This is a genomic window from Falsiroseomonas sp. HW251, assembly GCF_050563545.1.
Lineage (GTDB): Bacteria > Pseudomonadota > Alphaproteobacteria > Acetobacterales > Acetobacteraceae > Falsiroseomonas.
Window position 1 is genome coordinate 77,414 of sequence record NZ_JBNXUM010000012.1, and the last position, 18,525, is coordinate 95,938.

Genomic DNA, 18,525 nt, shown 5'->3' on the forward strand with positions numbered 1-18,525 from the left:
TGGCGACCTAACCCGGTCGAGTCTCGGGCAGCGCCTTCAGCCTTTCGGCGACCAGCGCCTGCAGGCGCCAGAGGTTGCGATCGTGGATGCCGCGCGCGGCAAGCTGCTCGACCGTGCGCTGCAGGTATTCCGCGCAGGACCCGGCATGGCCGCAGGCCGTGGCGATCATCTCCACCGTGCGCTCCAGCGGCACGCGGCCGGCATAGATCGTGTTGCCGCGATCCGCGACGAAGGCCAGCGCGCGCGTCGGCGCGCCATCCCCGGTCAGGCCGATCCAGCGCGCCTGGTTGGCGGAGCCACCGCATTGGTGGCGCACCGGCATCTCGCGCCTGACCAGGGCGAGCAGGTCATCCCAGAGCGTCGCCTCCGGCAGGCGCTGCGCGACGCCACGGCACTGGCCGCCGCGGTCGAGCACCATCATCAGGCCGGGATGGTCGGGCGTGCCGCGCCAGGACGACAGCTTCAGGCGGAAGCTGCGGTGCCAGCCACGCGCGACCGCGATCCGCTCCTCCTCATGCGGGCCGACCGGCTTCCACAGCAGCGAGCCATAGGCAAAGAGCCAGAAGGGCTCGCCCGGCCTGCGTCCCGCGAGGATGCGGCGCACCTCCTCCTCGAGCTCGGCGTCGGTCCGGCAGGTGACGCCGTCGGGCAGGCCGGTGTCGGGCACGTCGCGGTGCGCCCGGGCCACGAGCTCGGGCGAGAGCAGGATCTTCTTCATCGCAGGCGAACGAGAGTGCCGCGGGCCGCCGCCTCTGTCCAATGCGGGAAACGCGGGGCCGTGCCTCGCGTTGGCGCGGCTCCCCCGGAGCTTGGCAATGCATTTCCTGTGGCCCGACATCTTCAAATGGGCCGCGACGGCCTTCACGCTGGTCGGCGCGGGGATGACCGCGGCCGATCTCGGCAGGCGCCTCACGGGCTGGGGCTTCGGCGCGCTCGGCGCAGGATCGGCCTGTTGGCTCGCGGCCGCGCAGCTCGAGCAGGAGACGCAGATCGGGCTGACCAACCTGGTGCTGCTGGCGCTCAACCTGTTCGGCGTCTGGCGCTGGCTGGTGCGGAAGGCGCCCCAGGGAAAGCCGGCCGGGACGGAGGCGCAGCGCGCCCCGGCCGAGTAGTCACCGCCGCTTCGGCCGGTCGCGGCTGATGTCGATCGGGCCGCCGCGCTGGGCCGACAGCTCGCTGAGGTCGCCAGCCTGGTAGTCGTTGCTGCCCTCGCCGTCGCCGGCGCTGATGGGGTTGTCGATCGTGCCGGCGGCGCGGTCGTCGGTGCCGCGCGACGCCTCCGACGCATCGGCGCCGCCGGGGTTGGTCTGGCGGGGGATGGCGGTGGCGGGATCGGGGCGCTGGTCGATCTCGCCGCCGGTCTTGCGCTCGCCCCCCGGGCGCTCGGGGCGCAGCGCATCCTCGGCGCCGCGGGCCTCGCCTGGCCTGTCCTTGTCGTCCATCGCGCTTTCCTTCGCTGAAGCGAGGGGAACGCGTCGGCACCGCCGGGGTTTGGCGCGCATGGGACAGGACAAGGCGGCGCCCTGGTGGCAGGGCGCGGTGATCTACCAGCTCTATCCCCGCTCCTTCCGCGATTCGAACGGCGACGGGATCGGTGACCTCCGGGGAATCCTGGAAGGGCTGGACCATGTCGCCTCGCTCGGCGTGGATGCGGTGTGGCTGTGCCCGGTCTATGCCTCGCCCGGCGCCGACCTCGGCTACGACGTCGCGGACCACATGGCGGTCGCGGCGGAATACGGGACGCTGCAGGACCTCGATGCGCTGATCGCCGCCTGCCACGGGCGCGGGCTGCGCGTGCTGCTCGACCTCATCGTCGGGCACACCAGCGAGGCGCATCCCTGGTTCCTGGAATCGCGGGCCGGGCGGGAGGGCCCGCTCGCCGGGCGCTATGTCTGGGCGGACCCGAAGGCCGACGGGTCGCCGCCGAACAACTGGCTCAGCGTCTTTGGCGGCCCGGCCTGGCGGTGGGAGCCGGCGCGCCGGCAATTCGCGCTGCATCACTTCCTGCCGCAGCAGCCCGCGCTGAACCTGGCCGACCCCGCGACGATGGACGCGATGGCCGAGGTCATGCGCTTCTGGCTGGCGCGCGGCGCCGACGGCTTCCGGGTGGATGCGCTGGACTTCGTGGCGCACGATCCTCTGCTGCGGTCCAATCCCGCGGCCGGCCTGCGCGAGACGCCGGCCAAGCTCTTCGGCATGCAGCAGCACCTCCATGACATGATGGGCGAGGCGACCGATGCCGTGCTGGCGCGGCTGCGCGCCGAGGCGGATGCGTTTCCCAACCGCGCGCTGCTCGGCGAGTTCTCCTCCCAGCCCGGCGCGTTCCAGCGCATCGCGCGAGCCACCGGGCCGGGTCGGCTGCACATGGCCTATACGCTGGCGCCGCTGCGCGTCGGATTCGGCGTCGCAGCCGCCCGCGGGCTGATCGAGGCGGCGGCGCATCCCGAGGGCTGGCCCTGCTGGTCCTTCTCCAACCACGACGTCGTCCGAACGGCCTCGCGCTGGGCGCCCGAGGGCGGGCCCGATCCGCGCACGACGCGCATGCTGCTCGCGCTGCTGCTGACGCTGCGCGGGTCGGTCAGCCTCTACCAGGGCGAGGAGCTTGGCCTGACGCAGGTTGACATCCCCTCGCACGCGATCCGCGACCGCGCCGGCCGCGACGGGTCGCGCACGCCGATCCCCTGGCGGCACGACGCGCCGCATGGGGGCTTCACCACCGGCACGCCCTGGCTGCCGGTGCCCGATCCGCATCGCGGCCTGGCGGTGGACCGGCAGGAGGCGGACGTGGCCAGCCCGCTGCGCTTCACCCGCGCCATGCTGGCGCTGCGCCGCGCCAACCCCGCGCTGCGGCGCGGGGCGCTGGAGCCTCTCGAGCTCGCGGCCCCGCTGGTCGGCTTCGACCGCGTGACGGAGGCCGCACGGCTGCGCTGCGTGTTCAACCTCTCGGGCGAGGCGGCGCCCATCCCCGCGACGCTCGCCGCGCCCGCGATCCCCGGCGCGCCGGTGCCCGGCATCGGGGAGAGCCTGGCGGCCTGGAGCGCGGCGATGGGCCAGGCGGGATGACGTCTCTGGGTTGACCTTGGACGCCGGCGGCGTTTCAAGCGCGGACGTTCCAAGGAGCCACGCGCATGACCCCGGCCATCAAGGACGCCCTGATGGGCGTCACCACGGCGACGCTGACGACCGTCCTGCTGAAGAAGGGCGTGCGCTTCTGCTACGTGAACGGCGCGCGGCCGATCGTGCCGGGGAACTTCACGCGCATCGTCGGGCCCGCTTTCACGCTGCGCTTCACCCCGACGCGCGAGGACCTCGCGACGGTCGATTCCTGGTCCTCCCCGCGCTCGACCCGCGCGGCGATCGAGGACATGCCCGAAGGCTGTGTGGCCATCGCCGACGCGATGGGGCTGACGACCGCGGGGATCTTCGGGGACATCCTCTGCGCCCGGATGAAGGTGAAGGGCGTCGCGGGGCTGGTGACGGACGGGATGGTGCGGGACGGGCAAGGCGTGATCGGCACCGGGCTGCCGGTGTTCTGCCAGGGCTATGTCGCGCCGGCCTCGGTCGCGGCGCTGAATTTCGTGGGCTGGCAGGAGACGATCGGCTGCGGCGGCGTCACCGTCGTGCCCGGCGACATCGTGGTCGCCGACGGCGACGGCGCGGTGGTGATCCCCGCCGCGATGGTCGACGCGGTGACCGAGGCGGCGGTCGAGCAGGAGCGGCTGGAAGGCTGGATCATGAAGGAAGTGGGCAAGGGCCTGGCCCTGCCCGGCCTCTATCCCGCGAACGCCGAGACCAAGGCGCGCTACGACGCGGATAAGGCGGCGGGGCGCGTGTAGCTCACGCACATCGGGCCCATGACCTACGACGTCTTCCGTCTGCTGCATGTGCTCGGCGTGGTGCTGCTCCTCGGCAACGTCACGGTCACCTCGATCTGGAAGCTCTATGCCGACCGCACGGGCGACCCGCGGATCATCGCCTTCGCCCAGCGCCTGGTGACCGTCACTGACTGGTTCTTCACGTTCTGGGGCATCCTGCTGCTGATCGTCGGCGGCTACGGCGCGGCCTGGGTGGCGGGGATGGATCCGCTGCGCGAGGACTGGCTGGTCTGGGCCGAGATCATGTTCGCGATCGCCGGCGCGATCTGGCTGTTCCTGCTGGTGCCGATCCAGATCCGCCAGGCGCGGATGGCGCGGAGCTTCGCGGAAGGACGCGAGGTGCCAGCGGCATACCGGCGGCTCGGGCGGCTCTGGATCGTCTGGGGCTCGATCGCGACGGTGCCGCTGGTGGCGGCGACCTGGATCATGCTGCGGAAGGGCTGGTAAGGAACTTTACCGTTTTAGGCTTTTAACGTTTTAGCCCTCAAACCCCGGCGCCTTCCGGACAAACCCCCGGTCCGTCCAAAAAAGAAAACCCCGGTGCCACATGGGCACCGGGGCAAAGTGTGGTCCGCACACCGTGTGCGGAACCGCCGGGAGAAAACGTCGAGGCATCGCCTTGACGGAATACAATGTGAACCTGGCTCCCTCACCCCGCCGTGACCCACACGTGAAGGTTGTGACACCCGTTGCCCGTCTGCGTCGGTGTGACGACAAAGTCACATCAACCGTCCCGGTAGCAGCGATTTCTTCGCGACGCAGCAAACGGCGGCGGCCGTTGCGCTGCAATCGTCGCGCAGCGCAGGTTGTGTCGTCCCGGCGCCCTGGCCATCGCGACCGGCCGGACGCACCATCCGGCCCCCGATGGTATGAGAGGAGCCGCACCACATGATCCGCGCCGCCATCATCGGCATGGGCAGCTGGGGCCAGCACCTCGTGCGCTGCGCCGAGGGTGCGAAGCACCTCCGCTTCACCGCCGGCGCCACCCGCTCGCCGGATAAGGCGCGCGACTTCATCGGGCAGCGCGGCCTGCGCCTGATCGAGAGCTACGAGGCCGCGCTGGCCGACCCCGACATCGACGCGGTGGTCCTGGCCACGCCGCACACCCAGCACACCGGCCAGATCGTCGCGGCTGCCGCGGCGGGGAAGCATGTGTTCACGGAGAAGCCGCTCGGCGTCAGCGCGGCCGAGGCGGAGCGCGCGGCGAAGGCCTGTGCCGAGGCCGGTGTCACGCTCGCTGTCGGCTACAACTGGCGCTTCCAGCCGGCGCTGCGTCATATCCAGAAGCTCATCGCCGACGGCACGCTGGGGCGCGTGCTGCATATCGAGGGCAATTTCTGCGGCCCCTCGGCCTATCGCTTCCCCAGGGAACATTGGCGGCAGGACCGGAACGAGGGCCCCGCCGGCGGCATGACCGGGCGCGGCGTGCATGTCGTGGACGCCATGCTGTCGCTGGCCGGCCCGATCGAGAGCGTGACCGCGCAATCCTATCGTCTGGTGCAGGATTTCGGCATGGACGACACGACGTCGATGCTGTTCCGCTTCAGGGGCGGCGCGACCGGCTATCTCGGCACCTTCATCGCCACCGCCGAGACCTGGCGCATGCAGATCTTCGGATCGAACGGCTGGGCCGAGGTCGGCGATGTCGAGCACCTTCCGACCTGGGAGCTGCGGCTCTGCCTGATCGACCGCAACGACATCGGTAGGAAGCAGCGGCCGGAGGTGATCCGCTTCGAGCCCACCAGCACGGAACGCGAGGAGCTCGACCACTTCGCCGCGGCGGCGATGGAGCGCCGGTCGCTGGCGCTGCCCGGCGGCGATGCCGTGCACAACGTCGCGGTGCTGGAGGCGATCTTGCGCTCCATCGATAGCGGCGCGCGGGAGGAGGTGCGATGAGGCGGATCACGCGGCGCGCGCTGGTCGGGACCGCGCTCGCGACGCCGGCCTTCGCGCAGACCGGCGACTGGCCGAACCGGCCGATCCGGGCGGTGGTGCCCTCCACGGCTGGCGGACCGCCGGACCTGATCCTGCGCGCCATCGGGCCGAAGCTGCAATCGGCACTCGGCCAGCCCGTGGTGACGGAGAACCGCGGCGGCGCGGCCGGCGTGATCGGCACGCAATACGTCTCCCGCCAGCCCGCCGACGGCTACACCTGGCTCTTCACCACGGCGAGCCACGTGAACCTCGTGCCCTTCGTGGACAACGTGCCCTATGACGCGGTGCGCGACTTCACGCATGTGACGCTCGCCGCGCAGAATTTCGGGCAGGCGCTGATCGTGCATCCGTCCGTGCCGGCGCGGACCGTGCAGGAGCTGGTGGCGCTGGCGAAGCGCCAGCCCGGCAAGCTGACCTACGTCAACGCGGGCAACGGCACGGCGAGCCACATCCCGGCCGAGCTGATGAAGTCCATGACCGACACCGACATCCTGTCCGTACCCTATCGCGGGGTCGCGGAGGGGATGACGGACCTGCTCGCGGGCCGCGTGGACCTCTTCTTCGTCGGCACGCAGATTGCCTTGCAGCATGTGCAGACCGGCGCGGTGCGCGCGCTGGCGATCACCGGCGCGCGGCGCTGGAAGGGCATGCCGGAGGTGCCGACGATGCAGGAACAGGGGCTGCCGGGCTTCGACGTCGTGAATTGGTTCGGGCTCTGGCTGCCGGCCGGCGCGCCGCGCGCGATGGTGGAGCGCATTCACGCGGCGGTGGCGAGCGCGGTCGAGGATGCGGAGGTGAAGGCGCAGTTCGACACGCTGGGGCTGGAGGGGGTGGCGATGCCGCCCGATCAGTTCGCGCGCTTCGTGGCGGAGCAGGCGCGCATCGCGCAGGAGATCGGTCGGCGGGTGAACGGGCGGTAGGGGAGCCCGCCTCTCCCGCAGCGCTTCTCCCTCCCCCGCAAGCGGGGGAGGGCCGAAGTGGGGGTGCGGAGATCAGCGCCTACTGTTGCGCCCGGCGTCGCACCCTCACCCGGCCGCTGCGCGGCCACCCTCTCCCGCTTGCGGGAGAGGGAATTGCGCATCGCGGATGAGGGCGCCCTGCCCGCGCAGCGCCGACTGCAATTCCCCCACATCCACATCCCGCGCCTTCACCCCGCGATCACCCGCGATCGCCGCCGCGACGCCCGCCGCCTGGCCGGTCAGCCAGCATTGCGGGATCTCGCGCAGGAAGGAGTGGCTGTTGGGATCGCAGGCCAAGTGCCGGCCCGGCGCCAGCAACCCATCCAGCGCCGCCGGCACGATCGCTCCATAAGGCACCGAGACCGGAGCGAATTTCGGCGCCAGGCTCGGCGACACCCCGATCTCGTCCGGCGCGATGCGCCCGTCCCAGCATTCCCGCGTCACCGGCAACACGCCGGCCAGCCGCCTCGCATGCCGCACGCCGAGCTGCGGCGCCGACAGCATCGGGAAGGCGCGCTCGAAGCCCGGCGCTTCCGCGCGGTAGCGCTCGAGGTGGCGCATCATCAGGCGGTGGGAGATCGTCTCCACCTCCGACAGGTCGTCCACCATCACCGCGGAATAGCCGGCGAGCCGCGGGCCCATGAACAGCGCGACGTCGTCGCGCCAGGACGCGAAGGCCTTGTCGAAGAAGCCATGCGCCTCCTTGCCGCGGCGCATGAACTCGCCGAATTCCGCGGGCCTGGTCGCGCGCCAGTCGAGGTAGCGCGGCATATCCACGCCGCCGAACACCCAGCTCGTGTTCATGCAGTGATGGATGTCGCTGGTGTCCACGTCCTCGGCGAAGGCGGCGCCGGCGCGCGCAAACAGGTCGCCGTCGCCGGTCGCGTCCACCGTCACCTTGGCAAGCACCGCGCGGCGGCCCTGCTTGCTTTCGAAGATCGCGCCGGCGACGGCACCATCGCGCAGCACGGGCGCGGCACCCCAGGCGTGGAAGACCAGGTCCACGCCGGCTTCCAGCGCCATCTCCAGGCTCGCGGCCTTCAGCTCCTCCGGGCCCACCGTCGGGGAATGCGTGACGATGCCGTGGAAGGCGGCGGTGCGCAGCGCCCACCAGGCGGCGGTGGCGGCGTCGCGCGTCCCCCAGGCCTCGCGCGGCGGGCCGGCATAGGCGTCGCGCGGGATGCGATCCAGCAGCTCCTCGGCCAGGCCGCGGATCAGCAGCGATCCGTCCCAGCCCGTCATCCGGTCGATCCAGCAGACCAGGCCGCCGGTGCTGAGCCCGCCGAGGTGGTTGTGGCGTTCCAGCAGGATGCTGCGCGCGCCGCGCCGCGCCGCGGCGACCGCGGCCGCCCAGCCCGCGGGCCCGCCGCCGACCACCAGCACGTCGGCCACCGCATGGACCGGCACGTCGCGCGCGGGCTCCGGCACCGTCAGGCCCGTGGCCTCGCGCCGGCGGGACGCGCCGCGGCCGAAGACCTCGGAGGTGAAGAACAGGCGGCCGCCCTCGGCCGGTCCGGTCGGCGTTCCCATGGCACCAGCATAAAGCGACACGGCGTGGAGGCCATCACGCTTCCTGGTTGCGCCTCGCGCGACTAAGCTGCCGGGATGGGCAACCGAACGGCGATCCTGAACGGCTTCGGCCGGCAGATCGGCGACGGGATCATCGGCTTGCAGGCCCTGGACGTCGCGATGACGCGCGGCCTCGTGCCGGATCCCGTGCTGTTCCGCCTGCCCGGCCTGCCGCCGATGGTGCAGGCCGTGCACCGCGCCTTCGGCGTCGCGGTCCGCGACCTGCCCTGGTCGCACGCGACGCCGTCGGTTCCCTTCGCGGCCGCCGAAGGATTCGACGTCGTTGATATCCGCGACTTCGCCTTCGACCCGGATTTCCTGCGCCTTCCGATGTTCGACTACTTCCTGCGCGCGCTCGGTGGCGACGCGGCCTCGGTGCCGGCCGAGGATCGGCGCAACGGCTGGATGCTGCGGCGCGTGCGGCCGGTGCCGAGCGACGGGCTCGACGGCCGCATCCTGGTCTGCCCGCGCGCGGCCAATCCGATGCGCGCCATGCCGGACGCCTTCCACGCCGCCCTGCTGGAGGAGTTGCTGGCCTTCGGCCCCGTCGCGACGCAGGGCGCGGTGCCGGCGCATCTCGCGCGCTTCGTGGTGCCGGTGCCGCAGGTCGCGACGCTGGAGGAGCTCTGCGGGATCGTCGCCGGCGCGGCCTGGGTGGTGTCCACCGACACCGGCATGGTCCACCTGGCCGATGCGATGGAGCGGCCGTGCCTCGCCTTCTTCCCCACGCATGACCCGGTACTGCGCGTGCGGGACTATCCGTTCTGCCGGGCGGTGCGGCTGGAGAGCGGGCTGCCGGCGCAGGAATTCGCCCGGGATGAGCACGACGTCGCGGCGGCGCTGGCGGCCTGGACCAAGCCGGGCTGGCGGGACGGGCTGGTGGGGCTGCTGCGGGACGCCTGGCCGGGGTAGCGGGTTGCCCCCTCCCAACCCTCTCCCGCGAAAGCGGGGGAGGGCCGTCATGGCCACAACCTTCCCGCAACCCGGCGCCGCCAGTATAGGAGCCGCCATGCGAAACCTGCTGCAGGATGCCGACCGCGACCGCCTCGTCGCGCCGCTTGCGCCGCTCGCCCGCGCCGCGGGGATCGGGGGGCGTCCCCACCGCGCCCTGGCCGAGGCCGAGGGCAGCTCCTTCCTCCCCGTTGAGGCCAATGCCCGCGCGGCCGAATTGCTGCTGCTGCCCGGCATCCGCGACGCCGACCCCGCGACGGCAGACGCGATCCTGGACTTCCTGATGGCCATGGCCGACGCGCCGATGCCCTGCCGGCGCGCCGTAGCCGCCGGGCTCGAGGCGGGGCGGGACGATCCACGCGACGTGGATGTCTCGACCGCCTTCTGGCGCCTCGGCGGCGACCTCGGGCGCGGGGAGCTGACCCAGACGCTGCGCGGCGGGCGCGCCGCAATCCGCCATGGCGGCAACATGGTGGAGTTCCGCGCCGGCCGCTTCGCCACCTGCGCCGACGTGGAGGACGCGGTCGTCGAGCAGTCCGTCACGCGGCAGGACGGGCGCATCCTGCTGCGCCATGTCAGCGCGATCCGCGGCAAGGCCGGCTGGCTCTGGGGCTCAGTCGCGGAGGCCGGGCGCCTGGCCGTGACCTACGAGGTCACGCCGGGCAGCCCCGTCTTGCGGGTCACCGCGTCCTTCACCGCATCGCGCCGGCTGGACCGCGTGCGCCTGACCCTGTCGGCCGACGCGCTGGACGAGGGCGGGCTCGGCGCGACCGCCGCCCGCATCGAGGAGGACGGCGCCTGGCGCGACATGGCGATGCCCGCGGCGCCCGGCGGTTCGAGCTGGAGCAAGGGCAGGCCGGTCTCGCGCATGGTCATCGGCGCCGTGGGCTGGCCGGAAGGCGCGCCGGTGCTCGACCTGCGCCCGGCCGATCCGGCGCGCGTTATGTCCGTCACCGCGGAAGCTCGCCAGGCCGGCGCGGTGCATTGGCTGATCCCGCGCCATGGCTTCGTGACGCTCGCCGCCGGCGAGACGCTGACGGTCAGCGAGGACCGCTATCTCGGCCCCGCCCTGCCGGACGGCGCGGCGGCGGCGGCGCTGGAGGGGATGGACCTCGACGCCGCCCCGCCCTCGGGCGCGGTGCTGCAGGCCGTGGCCGCGGCGCTGTTCTTCGCCGGCACCTGGCAGGCCCGCATGCCGGAGGATCGCCGCGCGGCGCTCGCCGCCTTCGCCGAACGCCACTTTGCGCGGATCGAGGCCGCGGCGCCCGACGCGATGGCGCTGGCCGAGGCGGCGGTCGCGCTGGACTCGCTGCGCCGCGCCGGGATCGGCTGGGCGGCATCGGCGCAGGCGCGGGTGGTGGCGCAACTCGCGGGCATGCTGGACGAGAAGGGCGTGGTCTCGCCGCTCCTGCCGGCGCAGGCCATGGCGGCGCTCGCCTTCGCGCGCGCGGCCGGCACGGTGCCGGAGGCGATGCGTGCGCTGGAACGCGCGCTGGACGCGGTCGGCGTGCCGCTGTCGCTCGCGGACCGGCCGATCGATGCGACGCAGGCCGAGGGGCTGGCGCTGCTGGCGCGGGCCGCCGGCGCGGCGGTGCTGGCGGCGGAGGCCGGGCTGCAGGTCGCGCCCGGCACGATCGAGCGCGGCCGCGCGCTGCACCGCGCCGCGGTGAACCTGCTGCGCCCGATGGTGCAGCCGCGCGGCGGCGCGCTGGTCGTGCAGGGGCCGCAGGGCTTCGGGCCGGGGCTGCAGGCGATGGCGACGCTCGCGCTGCTGGCGCCGGAGCGGCTGGTGCTGACGCGGCAGACCGCGACGGCGTGAGGGTCCTGGCGGCCCTGCTGCTGCTCGGGGGCTGCGCCACGGCGGCGGCGCCGGCGACGCCGCCGATCCCCTACCCGCCCTCGGCGGCGGAGCGCGTGGTGCGGATCGCGACGGAGGAATGGCGGGACTGGGGATCGCCGGTCCAGCCGGCCTTCGAGGCCGGCCCGCCCGGCAGCCCGGAAAGCGACCCCCGGAACTTCCCGCGCGTGCTCGCCTACTGGCGCGCGGTGCCGGTGGATTACGGCGCGATCGCGGACAACCGCGCGCGCTACCGGGCCGTCCTCGCCGGCGCGCGGGAGGCGATCTGGGCCGAGCCGCAATGGTCGGCGGCCTTCATCTCCTGGGTGTTCCGCAGCGCCGGGGTGGATGCGCGGGAGTTTCCGCCGAATGCCACGCATGCGCTCTACCTGGATGCGCTGATCGCGGACGCCGCGGCCTTCCCGGACACCGCGCCCTTCCTGCCCAACGCACCGGAGGACTACGCGCCGCGCCCCGGCGACCTGGTGTGCCGCGACCGTTCCGCCGCGCCGCTGCGGCGCTGGCAGGACCGGCTGCCGGAGACCGGCGCGGTCCGCCCGATGCATTGCGACATCGTCGTCGGCGTGGATGCGCGGGAGCGGGTGGTGCGCGCAGTGGGCGGGAATGTCGGCGACGCCGTCACGATGCTGCATTTCGCGACGGATGCGCAGGGGCGGCTCTTGCCCGCGCCGCCGGGCCGTGCACCCGTGGTCGTCATCATGCAGAGCCGGCTCGGCCGGCTGCCGCCCTGGGGGAATGAATGAGCCACCTGTTTGATCCGCTGACCCTGCGTGGGGTGACGCTGGCCAATCGCATCGGCGTCTCGCCGATGTGCATGTATTGCTGCGACGGCGACGGCGTGCCGACGGACTGGCACCTGGCCCATCTGCTGCAGCGCGCGATCGGCGGCGCGGGCCTCGTCTTCGTGGAGGCGACCGCCATCACGCCGGAGGGCCGCATCACCCCCGGCGATGTCGGCCTGTGGGAGGATGCGCAGATCCCGGCCCATGCGCGCCTGGCGCGCGCCATCGCCCACGCCGGCGCGGTGCCCGCCATCCAGATCGGCCATGCCGGGCGCAAGGCGAGCCGGCTGGCGCAATGGCTGAACGGCCCGGCCGAGCCGGGGTGGGAGACGCTGGCGCCCTCCGCGATCCCGACGGCCGACTTCGCCGTGCCGCGCGCCATGACCGGGGAGGAGGTCGCGGCGCTGCCCGGCCTCTTCGCGGCCTGCGCCAGGCGCGCCGTGCAGGCGGGGTACCGGCTGATCGAGCTGCATGGCGCGCATGGCTATCTGCTCCACCAGTTCCTCTCGCCGATCTCGAACCGCCGCAACGACCGCTGGGGCGGCGACTTCGAGGGCCGCACGCGCGTCGTGACGGAGGTGGCGAAGGCCGTCCGCGCCGCGATCCCGGACGACATGCCGCTCGGGCTCCGCATCTCCCACACCGACTGGATCGAGGGCGGCTGGACGACGGCCGAGAGCGTCGAGCTGGCGAGGCGGGTGAAGGCGCTCGGGGTGGACCTGCTGGACGTCTCCTCCGGCGGGATCGAGCCGACGCGGCAGAAGATCCCGGTCGGGCCCGGCTACCAGGTGCCGGGCGCCGAGGCAGTGCGGGAAGGCGCCGGCTTGGCGGTGGCCGCGGTCGGGATGATCACCGAACCGGAGCAGGCCCAGGCCATTGTGGCGGAGGGCAAGGCCGACATGATCCTTCTGGCCCGCGCCGTGCTGCGCGATCCCTATTGGCCGATCCGGGCCGCGGCGGCGCTGGGCCGCCCGGACGCGGTGAGGACCCCGCCGCAATACGAGCGCGGCTGGAACGGCATCGCGAAGCTGCAGATGCGGATGGAGACGGCGGAGCCGATGAGGCCGCTGGGGTAGGACGCGGGCGGGAAGAGGTTACGCCCGCCCCCGCCTTCTACTCCCGCTACCGCGCTGGTAAGGTGCCCGGCCCCTCGGCCCTGCCGGGGGGATGGGAGCCAACGGGAACCAGGCACGCGGCGGGGCATAGGATCCCGCGGCGCCGGTCCCAGCGTCGGGGTGTCGGGCGATGAAGTTCTCCGTGGACAGGGCCGTGCTCCTCAAGGCGCTCGCGCATGTGCAGAGCGTGGTGGAGCGGCGGAACACCATTCCCATCCTCGCCAACGTCCTGCTCGAAGCGCGCGAGGCCGGGCTCAAGCTCACCGCGACCGACATGGAGATCGCGGTGGTCGAGGAGATCCCGGGCGTCACCATCACCCGCCAGGGCCGCACCACCGCGCCGGCCGCGACGCTGTATGAGATCGTCCGCAAGCTGCCGGAAAGCGCCAAGGTCGAGCTGGACCATCCCGGCGGCGACGCGCAGCTGACGCTCCGCGCGGGGCGCTTCGACGCCAAGCTCGCGGTCCTGCCGGTGGACGACTTCCCCTCCATGACGGAAGGCAAGCTGCCGCACAAATTCGCCCTGCCCGCCGGCGGCCTGCGGGAGCTGATCGACCGCACGCGCTTCGCGATCTCCACGGAGGAGACGCGCTACTACCTCAACGGCATCTACATGCACGCGACCGAGGCCGGGGGAGCGAAGGTGCTGCGCGCGGTGGCGACCGACGGCCACCGCCTGGCCCGCATCGAGGAGCCGCTGCCGGAAGGCGCGTCGGGCATGCCCGGCGTCATCATCCCGCGCAAGACGATCAACGAGCTGCGCAAGCTGGCGGAGGAGGTGCAGGACGAGATCCAGGTCGCGCTGTCCGACACCAAGGTCCGCTTCACGCTGGGGGCGGTGCAGCTGACGTCGAAGCTGATCGACGGCACCTTCCCGGAATACGAGCGCGTCATCCCGCGCGGCAACGACAAGGTGCTGAAGGTCGCGAAGAACGACTTCGCCGCGGCCGTCGCGCGCGTTGCCGGCATCAGCAGCGAGCGCTCGCGCCCGGTGAAGCTCAGTGTGGACCGCAACCACCTGCTGCTCTCCGCGATCAGCCCCGAGCTGGGCCAGGCGCAGGAGGAGCTGGACGGCGACACCGTGAGCTATGATTCGAGCCCGCTCGAGATCGGGTTCCAGGCCCGCTACCTCAACGACATCACCGACCAGATCGTCGAGCAGGTGGAGTTCCGCTTCTCCGACGGCTCGGCGCCGACCATCGTCACCGACAGTGCGAAGCCTGAGGCGCTGTACGTGCTGATGCCGATGCGGGTGTGAAAGCCTCGGCGGCCGGCCAGCTGCCGGGCCGCGTCCGCGGGCGGACCGGGCCGCTTTCCGTCCGTGCGGTGACGGCGCTCGTTCTCCTGGTGAACGAAGCTGCGATCAATGCCTGCAAGCATGTCTTCCGCCCGCGCCGCGGCACGCGCTTTTCGGTGCGGCTGCATGAGGGAGAGGACGGTATCGTGGACCTCGCGACGCGCGACGACGGCCCGGGCTTCCCGCCCGCCGTCCTCGGCGGCGCGCTGCAATGGCTCGACGGGCCGGGAGCAGGCCTGAGCGTCGCATTCAGGCCGCGCTGAACGGTTCCGGGCAATGCGGCGTCGGGAAAAGTCGGGGCCGACGCTTGCGCGACGGCCCCGAACCTTTGCGCGTCAACTTATTGCAGCGCGGAACCTGGTGGAGCCAAGGGGAGTCGAACCCCTGACCTCTTGAATGCCATTCAAGCGCTCTCCCAACTGAGCTATGGCCCCGCAGTCCTGGGAGGCGCGCCGTATAACCTCCGACCCCGGGGGGCGCAAGGGTGCGGCTGGCCAAATGATCACGCCGCTGTGCCCCCCTTCCAAGCCCGGCCTCGCCTCAATAGGGTGCGCCACAGACAGCCAGGGGTTTCGACCATGAGGAAGGTGCACAAGGACGCCAGGGACGCCCTGGCCGGCCTGCTGAAGGACGGCATGACCATCATGGCCGGCGGCTTCGGCATCTGCGGCATCCCCAACCTCCTGATCGAGGCGATCCGTGAATCCGGCGTGAAGGACCTGACCTGCATCTCCAACAACGCCGGCATCGACGGCGTGGGCCTCGGCATGCTGCTGGAGACGCGCCAGATCCGGAGGATGATCAGCAGCTATGTCGGGGAGAACGCGACCTTCGCAAAGCAGTACCTGGCCGGCGAGCTCGAGATCGAGTTCAACCCGCAGGGCACGCTGGCCGAGCGCATCCGGTCGGGCGGCGCGGGCATCCCCGCCTTCTATACGAAGACCGGCGTCGGGACCGCGGTGGCGGAAGGCAAGCCGACCGCCGAGTTCGACGGCGAGACCTACCTGATGGAGCGCACGCTCTTCGCCGACCTCGCGGTGGTGCACGCCTATACCGGCGACCACGAGGGGAACCTCAGCTACCGGAAGACCGCGCGAAACTTCAATCCGATCATGGCCACCGCGGCGAAGGTGACGGTCGCGCAGGTCGAGCACCTGGTCCGCCCCGGCGAGATCGATCCCGACCACATCCAGACGCCGGGCATCTTCGTCAAGCGCATCATCGCCTGCCCGCCGGGCTACGAGAAGCGGATCGAGAACCGCACGGTGCGGAAGCACGATCCCTCCGCCGCCGGCCCGGCCATCCGCCCGATCTGAGGAGAACGCGACCATGCCCTGGACCCGCGACGAGATGGCAGCCCGCGCCGCGCGCGAGCTGCAGGACGGCTTCTATGTCAACCTCGGCATCGGCATCCCGACGCTGGTGGCGAACCACGTCCCCGCGGGGATGACGGTGCAGCTGCAGAGCGAGAACGGGATGCTCGGCCTCGGGCCCTTCCCGTATGAGGGCGAGGAGGATCCCGACCTCATCAATGCCGGCAAGCAGACCATCACGGCGCTGCCGACCACATCCTTCTTCGACAGCGCGCAGTCCTTCGGGATGATCCGCGGCGGGCATATCGACCTGTCGATCCTGGGCGCGCTGCAGGTCGCGCAGAACGGCGACCTCGCGAACTGGATGATCCCGGGCAAGATGGTGAAGGGGATGGGCGGCGCGATGGACCTCGTCGCCGGCGTGAAGATGGTGATCGTGCTGATGGAGCACGTCGCCGGCACCAGCCACAAGCTGCTCAAGGAATGCAACCTGCCGCTGACCGGGCGGCGGGTCGTGGACATGGTGATCACCGACCTCGGCGTCTTCGCGATCGACAAGAAGGGCAGCGAGCCCATGCGCCTGGTCGAGATCGCGCGCGGCGTGACCGAGGAAGAGATCCGCGCGAAGACGGGCGCAGACTACAAGGTGGCGGTCGCCGCCTGACGACTGCGGGGGAGGGCCCGGCCCTCCCCCATCCGCCGCGCCTCAGCGGAAGGCAAGGACCACCAGCATCACGCTGCCCAGCGCAATGCGGTACCACGCAAAGGGCGTGAAGCCGATGCGTCCGATCACCGCCATCACCCAGCGCACCACCACCAGCGCGACGACGAAGGCCACGACGAAGCCGACTGCGATCTGCCCGAGGCCCGAGAAGTCGAGCTCGTGCCGCGCCTTGAACAGCGAATAGACCGTGGCGGCCAGCATCGTCGGGATCGCGAGGACGAAGCTGAATTCCGCCGCGGTGCGGCGCTCCACGCCGACCACCAGCGCGGTGATGATGGTGGCGCCCGACCGCGACGTGCCGGGGATCATCGCCAGCGCCTGGCCGAAGCCGATGAGCAGCGCGGCCAGCGGCCCGATCTCCGGCACGGAGCGGATGGTGGGGTCGGGGCGCGCGCGCTCGATCAGGATGATCGCGATGCCGCCGGCGATCAGCGCGAAGCAGACGACATAGGGGTTGAACAGCAGCCGCGTGATCGTGCCGTGCAGCGTCGCGCCGATCACCGCCGCGGGCACGAAGGCGAGGATGAGGTTGATCACGTAGTAGCGCTGCGCGCCGGGTCGCCAGGCGTTCAGCACGAGGTCCAGCAGCGTGCGCCAGAACAGCACCACGACCGCCAGGATCGCGCCGAGCTGGATCGAGATCTCGAAGACCTTGCCCGGCGGGCCCTCGAAGCCGATCAGCGTGCCGAGCAGGATCAGGTGCCCGGTCGAGGAGATCGGGAGGAACTCGGTCAGGCCCTCCACCACGCCCATCACGGCGGCGGAGAGCAGGGCGGTCAGGTCCATCGTGGTCGGCGGCTCCGGGTGTCGGAGCGTGATAACCGCGGCCGGCGCGCCGGGCCAAGGCGGCGGGCGATGAACAAAAGAAAAGGCCCCCGGGAAGGGGCCGTCGTGGAGGTGGTTTCCGCCCCCACCCCGGCCCTCCCCCGCAACTGCGGGGGAGGGAGAAGTGGCGGAGGAATCAGGAACTCAGCGCACCGTCTGGGCGGCGGTGAAGGCGAAGTTGTCATAGCTGTTCTCCGCCACGCGGAACCACTGGAACATCTCCGTGCGGAACGGCAGGTAGCTGTCCATGATCTTCTTGAAGCGGGCGTTGTTGCGGCCGATCTCGGCGATCTGCTCCTCGTTGGCACGCCAGGCGGCTTCCAGGATCGGGCGCGGCCAGAAGCGGAGCTGCGCGCCGGCGGCGATCAGGCGGCGCAGCGCCGGCGGGTTCAGCGCGTCGTAGCGCGCCACCATCTCGGCATCGGCCTCGCCGCAGGCGACCTGCAGCGCGGCCTTGTAGGGATCGGGCAGCGCGTCATAGGCGCGGCTGTTGGTCATGAAGTGCAGCCGCGCGCCCGGCTCCCAGAAGCCTGGCGCGTAGTAGAAGCGGGCGACGCGGACGTAGTTCGCGCGCTCGTCGTCATGCGGGCCGACGAACTCCACGGCATCCAGGACGCCGCGCTCCAGCGCGGAGTAGATGTCGCCGGGCGCGACGTTCTGCGGCACGGCGCCGAGCCGCTGGAACAGCTGCCCCGCCAGGCCCGGGATGCGGAACTTCAGGCCGCGGACCTTGGCGAGGTCGGGGATTTCCTCGCGGAACCAGCCGCCCATCTGGGCGCCGGTGTCGCCGGCGGTGAAGGCGGTGATGTTGTAGTCGCGGAACAGCTCGTTCGCGAGGTCGTTGCCGCCGCCGAAGCGGAACCACGACGTCATCTGCCGGGTGTTCAGGCCGAAGGGGAAGGCGGTGAAGGGCGCGAAGCCCGGCTCCTTGCCGACGTAGTAGTAGGAGGCGGTGTGCGCGCATTCCAGGCTGCCCTGCTGCAGCGCGTCCACGATGCCGCCAACGGGCACGATCTCGGGCGCGGGGAAGAGCTGGATGCGGAACTTGCCTTCGGTCAGGACCGAGACGCGCTGGCTGATCTTCTCGGCGGTGCCGAAGAGGACGTCGAACAGGCGCGGGAAGGCGGATTGGCAGCGCCAGCGGACCTCCGGCAGGGACTGGGCGAGGGCGGGGGTGGCGAGCGCCGGCACGGTGGCGGCGGCGCCCAGCAGGGCACGGCGATTCACGGGCGGTTTCCTCCGGCGAAGCGGTTCTCGCGGGCACCTGCCCGCGGCTGGGGCAGGCTTAATCCATCGGGACGCGGCGGCAAATAGGTGCCGTT

General features: G+C 71.9%; 19 protein-coding genes and 1 tRNA gene. 14 read left to right on the top strand and 6 right to left on the bottom strand.

Annotated features, from left to right (window positions below):
- Nucleotides 1–7: 7 nt before the first annotated feature.
- Entirely contained in the window at nt 8–718 is a 711-nt protein-coding gene (locus ACLF3M_RS15990) for a gamma-glutamylcyclotransferase (protein ID WP_430657945.1), read from the bottom strand.
- Nucleotides 719–815: 97 nt separating this feature from the next.
- On the opposite strand from ACLF3M_RS15990, the gene ACLF3M_RS15995 reads away from it, so the two are divergent.
- Nucleotides 816–1,112 carry a hypothetical protein gene (locus ACLF3M_RS15995; protein ID WP_430657946.1) on the top strand — a complete coding sequence of 99 codons (297 nt, stop codon included), beginning with the start codon at nt 816–818 and terminating at the stop codon, nt 1,110–1,112.
- Here ACLF3M_RS15995 and ACLF3M_RS16000 read toward each other — a convergent pair whose 3' ends face one another.
- Nucleotides 1,113–1,442 (bottom strand): hypothetical protein, encoded by a 330-nt coding sequence (locus tag ACLF3M_RS16000; protein ID WP_430657947.1) that lies wholly within the window; start codon nt 1,440–1,442, stop codon nt 1,113–1,115. It lies immediately after the preceding gene.
- A gap of 58 nt (nt 1,443–1,500) precedes the next feature.
- On the opposite strand from ACLF3M_RS16000, the gene ACLF3M_RS16005 reads away from it, so the two are divergent.
- The 5 genes from ACLF3M_RS16005 to ACLF3M_RS16025 all read left to right on the top strand — a co-directional run bounded on the left by ACLF3M_RS16005 (nt 1,501) and on the right by ACLF3M_RS16025 (nt 6,730).
- Nucleotides 1,501–3,063: an alpha-amylase family glycosyl hydrolase gene (locus tag ACLF3M_RS16005; protein WP_430657948.1), complete on the top strand. Its 1,563-nt coding sequence runs from the start codon at nt 1,501–1,503 to the stop codon at nt 3,061–3,063.
- A 65-nt stretch (nt 3,064–3,128) separates the two neighbouring features.
- Nucleotides 3,129–3,836 carry a ribonuclease activity regulator RraA gene (locus tag ACLF3M_RS16010; RefSeq protein WP_430657949.1) on the top strand — a complete coding sequence of 236 codons (708 nt, stop codon included), beginning with the start codon at nt 3,129–3,131 and terminating at the stop codon, nt 3,834–3,836.
- A gap of 18 nt (nt 3,837–3,854) precedes the next feature.
- Nucleotides 3,855–4,322: a DUF2269 family protein gene (locus tag ACLF3M_RS16015; RefSeq protein WP_430657950.1), complete on the top strand. Its 468-nt coding sequence runs from the start codon at nt 3,855–3,857 to the stop codon at nt 4,320–4,322.
- Nucleotides 4,323–4,763: 441 nt separating this feature from the next.
- On the top strand, nt 4,764–5,771 hold the full coding sequence (locus tag ACLF3M_RS16020) for a Gfo/Idh/MocA family protein (protein ID WP_430657951.1): 1,008 nt from the start codon (nt 4,764–4,766) through the stop codon (nt 5,769–5,771).
- On the top strand, nt 5,768–6,730 hold the full coding sequence (locus ACLF3M_RS16025; protein ID WP_430657952.1) for a Bug family tripartite tricarboxylate transporter substrate binding protein: 963 nt from the start codon (nt 5,768–5,770) through the stop codon (nt 6,728–6,730). Before ACLF3M_RS16020 ends, ACLF3M_RS16025 begins: the two co-directional genes overlap by 4 nt.
- Nucleotides 6,731–6,835: 105 nt before the next feature.
- On the opposite strand, the gene ACLF3M_RS16030 is transcribed toward ACLF3M_RS16025, so the two are convergent.
- The gene (locus ACLF3M_RS16030) at nt 6,836–8,299 is read right to left on the bottom strand and encodes an FAD-dependent oxidoreductase (RefSeq protein WP_430657953.1); all 1,464 of its coding nucleotides are present in this window, start codon (nt 8,297–8,299) and stop codon (nt 6,836–6,838) included.
- A 75-nt stretch (nt 8,300–8,374) separates the two neighbouring features.
- On the opposite strand from ACLF3M_RS16030, the gene ACLF3M_RS16035 reads away from it, so the two are divergent.
- From ACLF3M_RS16035 to ACLF3M_RS16060, 6 genes are all read left to right on the top strand, one after another.
- Complete coding sequence (locus tag ACLF3M_RS16035; protein WP_430657954.1) at nt 8,375–9,250, top strand: glycosyltransferase family 9 protein; 876 nt, start codon at nt 8,375–8,377, stop codon at nt 9,248–9,250.
- A 49-nt stretch (nt 9,251–9,299) separates the two neighbouring features.
- Complete coding sequence (locus ACLF3M_RS16040) at nt 9,300–11,108, top strand: hypothetical protein (RefSeq protein ID WP_430657955.1); 1,809 nt, start codon at nt 9,300–9,302, stop codon at nt 11,106–11,108.
- On the top strand, nt 11,105–11,890 hold the full coding sequence (locus ACLF3M_RS16045) for a DUF2272 domain-containing protein (protein WP_430657956.1): 786 nt from the start codon (nt 11,105–11,107) through the stop codon (nt 11,888–11,890). Before ACLF3M_RS16040 ends, ACLF3M_RS16045 begins: the two co-directional genes overlap by 4 nt.
- Nucleotides 11,887–13,005: an NADH:flavin oxidoreductase/NADH oxidase gene (locus tag ACLF3M_RS16050; RefSeq protein ID WP_430657957.1), complete on the top strand. Its 1,119-nt coding sequence runs from the start codon at nt 11,887–11,889 to the stop codon at nt 13,003–13,005. Before ACLF3M_RS16045 ends, ACLF3M_RS16050 begins: the two co-directional genes overlap by 4 nt.
- Before the next feature lie 169 nt (nt 13,006–13,174).
- Nucleotides 13,175–14,302 (top strand): DNA polymerase III subunit beta, encoded by a 1,128-nt coding sequence (dnaN, locus tag ACLF3M_RS16055; RefSeq protein WP_430657958.1) that lies wholly within the window; start codon nt 13,175–13,177, stop codon nt 14,300–14,302.
- Entirely contained in the window at nt 14,299–14,604 is a 306-nt protein-coding gene (locus ACLF3M_RS16060; RefSeq protein ID WP_430657959.1) for a hypothetical protein, read from the top strand. Before dnaN ends, ACLF3M_RS16060 begins: the two co-directional genes overlap by 4 nt.
- 95 nt (nt 14,605–14,699) lie before the next feature.
- Here the strand turns inward: ACLF3M_RS16060 and ACLF3M_RS16065 are convergent.
- Nucleotides 14,700–14,775 (bottom strand) — tRNA-Ala (locus tag ACLF3M_RS16065).
- Nucleotides 14,776–14,919: 144 nt separating this feature from the next.
- Between ACLF3M_RS16065 and ACLF3M_RS16070 the strand changes: the two genes are divergently transcribed.
- Complete coding sequence (locus tag ACLF3M_RS16070; RefSeq protein WP_430657960.1) at nt 14,920–15,657, top strand: CoA transferase subunit A; 738 nt, start codon at nt 14,920–14,922, stop codon at nt 15,655–15,657.
- Between the two features lie 13 nt (nt 15,658–15,670).
- The gene (locus tag ACLF3M_RS16075; RefSeq protein ID WP_430657961.1) at nt 15,671–16,318 is read left to right on the top strand and encodes a CoA transferase subunit B; all 648 of its coding nucleotides are present in this window, start codon (nt 15,671–15,673) and stop codon (nt 16,316–16,318) included.
- Between the two features lie 42 nt (nt 16,319–16,360).
- Here the strand turns inward: ACLF3M_RS16075 and ACLF3M_RS16080 are convergent, their stop codons facing one another.
- Together ACLF3M_RS16080 and ACLF3M_RS16085 are read right to left on the bottom strand one after the other, a co-directional pair.
- The gene (locus ACLF3M_RS16080; RefSeq protein WP_430657962.1) at nt 16,361–17,164 is read right to left on the bottom strand and encodes an undecaprenyl-diphosphate phosphatase; all 804 of its coding nucleotides are present in this window, start codon (nt 17,162–17,164) and stop codon (nt 16,361–16,363) included.
- A gap of 183 nt (nt 17,165–17,347) precedes the next feature.
- Nucleotides 17,348–18,430: a TRAP transporter substrate-binding protein gene (locus tag ACLF3M_RS16085; RefSeq protein WP_430657963.1), complete on the bottom strand. Its 1,083-nt coding sequence runs from the start codon at nt 18,428–18,430 to the stop codon at nt 17,348–17,350.
- Nucleotides 18,431–18,525: the final 95 nt, after the last annotated feature.

Excerpts from the sequence above, each read along its gene's own strand:
- ACLF3M_RS15990 (WP_430657945.1), bottom strand. The coding sequence starts at position 718 with ATGAAGAAGATCCTGCTCTCGCCCGAGCTCGTGGCCCGGGCGCACCGC.
- ACLF3M_RS15995 (WP_430657946.1), top strand. The coding sequence starts at position 816 with ATGCATTTCCTGTGGCCCGACATCTTCAAATGGGCCGCGACGGCCTTC.
- ACLF3M_RS16000 (WP_430657947.1), bottom strand. The coding sequence starts at position 1,442 with ATGGACGACAAGGACAGGCCAGGCGAGGCCCGCGGCGCCGAGGATGCG.
- ACLF3M_RS16005 (WP_430657948.1), top strand. The coding sequence starts at position 1,501 with ATGGGACAGGACAAGGCGGCGCCCTGGTGGCAGGGCGCGGTGATCTAC.
- ACLF3M_RS16010 (WP_430657949.1), top strand. The coding sequence starts at position 3,129 with ATGACCCCGGCCATCAAGGACGCCCTGATGGGCGTCACCACGGCGACG.
- ACLF3M_RS16015 (WP_430657950.1), top strand. The coding sequence starts at position 3,855 with ATGACCTACGACGTCTTCCGTCTGCTGCATGTGCTCGGCGTGGTGCTG.
- ACLF3M_RS16020 (WP_430657951.1), top strand. The coding sequence starts at position 4,764 with ATGATCCGCGCCGCCATCATCGGCATGGGCAGCTGGGGCCAGCACCTC.
- ACLF3M_RS16025 (WP_430657952.1), top strand. The coding sequence starts at position 5,768 with ATGAGGCGGATCACGCGGCGCGCGCTGGTCGGGACCGCGCTCGCGACG.
- ACLF3M_RS16030 (WP_430657953.1), bottom strand. The coding sequence starts at position 8,299 with ATGGGAACGCCGACCGGACCGGCCGAGGGCGGCCGCCTGTTCTTCACC.
- ACLF3M_RS16035 (WP_430657954.1), top strand. The coding sequence starts at position 8,375 with ATGGGCAACCGAACGGCGATCCTGAACGGCTTCGGCCGGCAGATCGGC.
- ACLF3M_RS16040 (WP_430657955.1), top strand. The coding sequence starts at position 9,300 with ATGGCCACAACCTTCCCGCAACCCGGCGCCGCCAGTATAGGAGCCGCC.
- ACLF3M_RS16050 (WP_430657957.1), top strand. The coding sequence starts at position 11,887 with ATGAGCCACCTGTTTGATCCGCTGACCCTGCGTGGGGTGACGCTGGCC.
- dnaN (WP_430657958.1), top strand. The coding sequence starts at position 13,175 with ATGAAGTTCTCCGTGGACAGGGCCGTGCTCCTCAAGGCGCTCGCGCAT.
- ACLF3M_RS16070 (WP_430657960.1), top strand. The coding sequence starts at position 14,920 with ATGAGGAAGGTGCACAAGGACGCCAGGGACGCCCTGGCCGGCCTGCTG.
- ACLF3M_RS16075 (WP_430657961.1), top strand. The coding sequence starts at position 15,671 with ATGCCCTGGACCCGCGACGAGATGGCAGCCCGCGCCGCGCGCGAGCTG.
- ACLF3M_RS16080 (WP_430657962.1), bottom strand. The coding sequence starts at position 17,164 with ATGGACCTGACCGCCCTGCTCTCCGCCGCCGTGATGGGCGTGGTGGAG.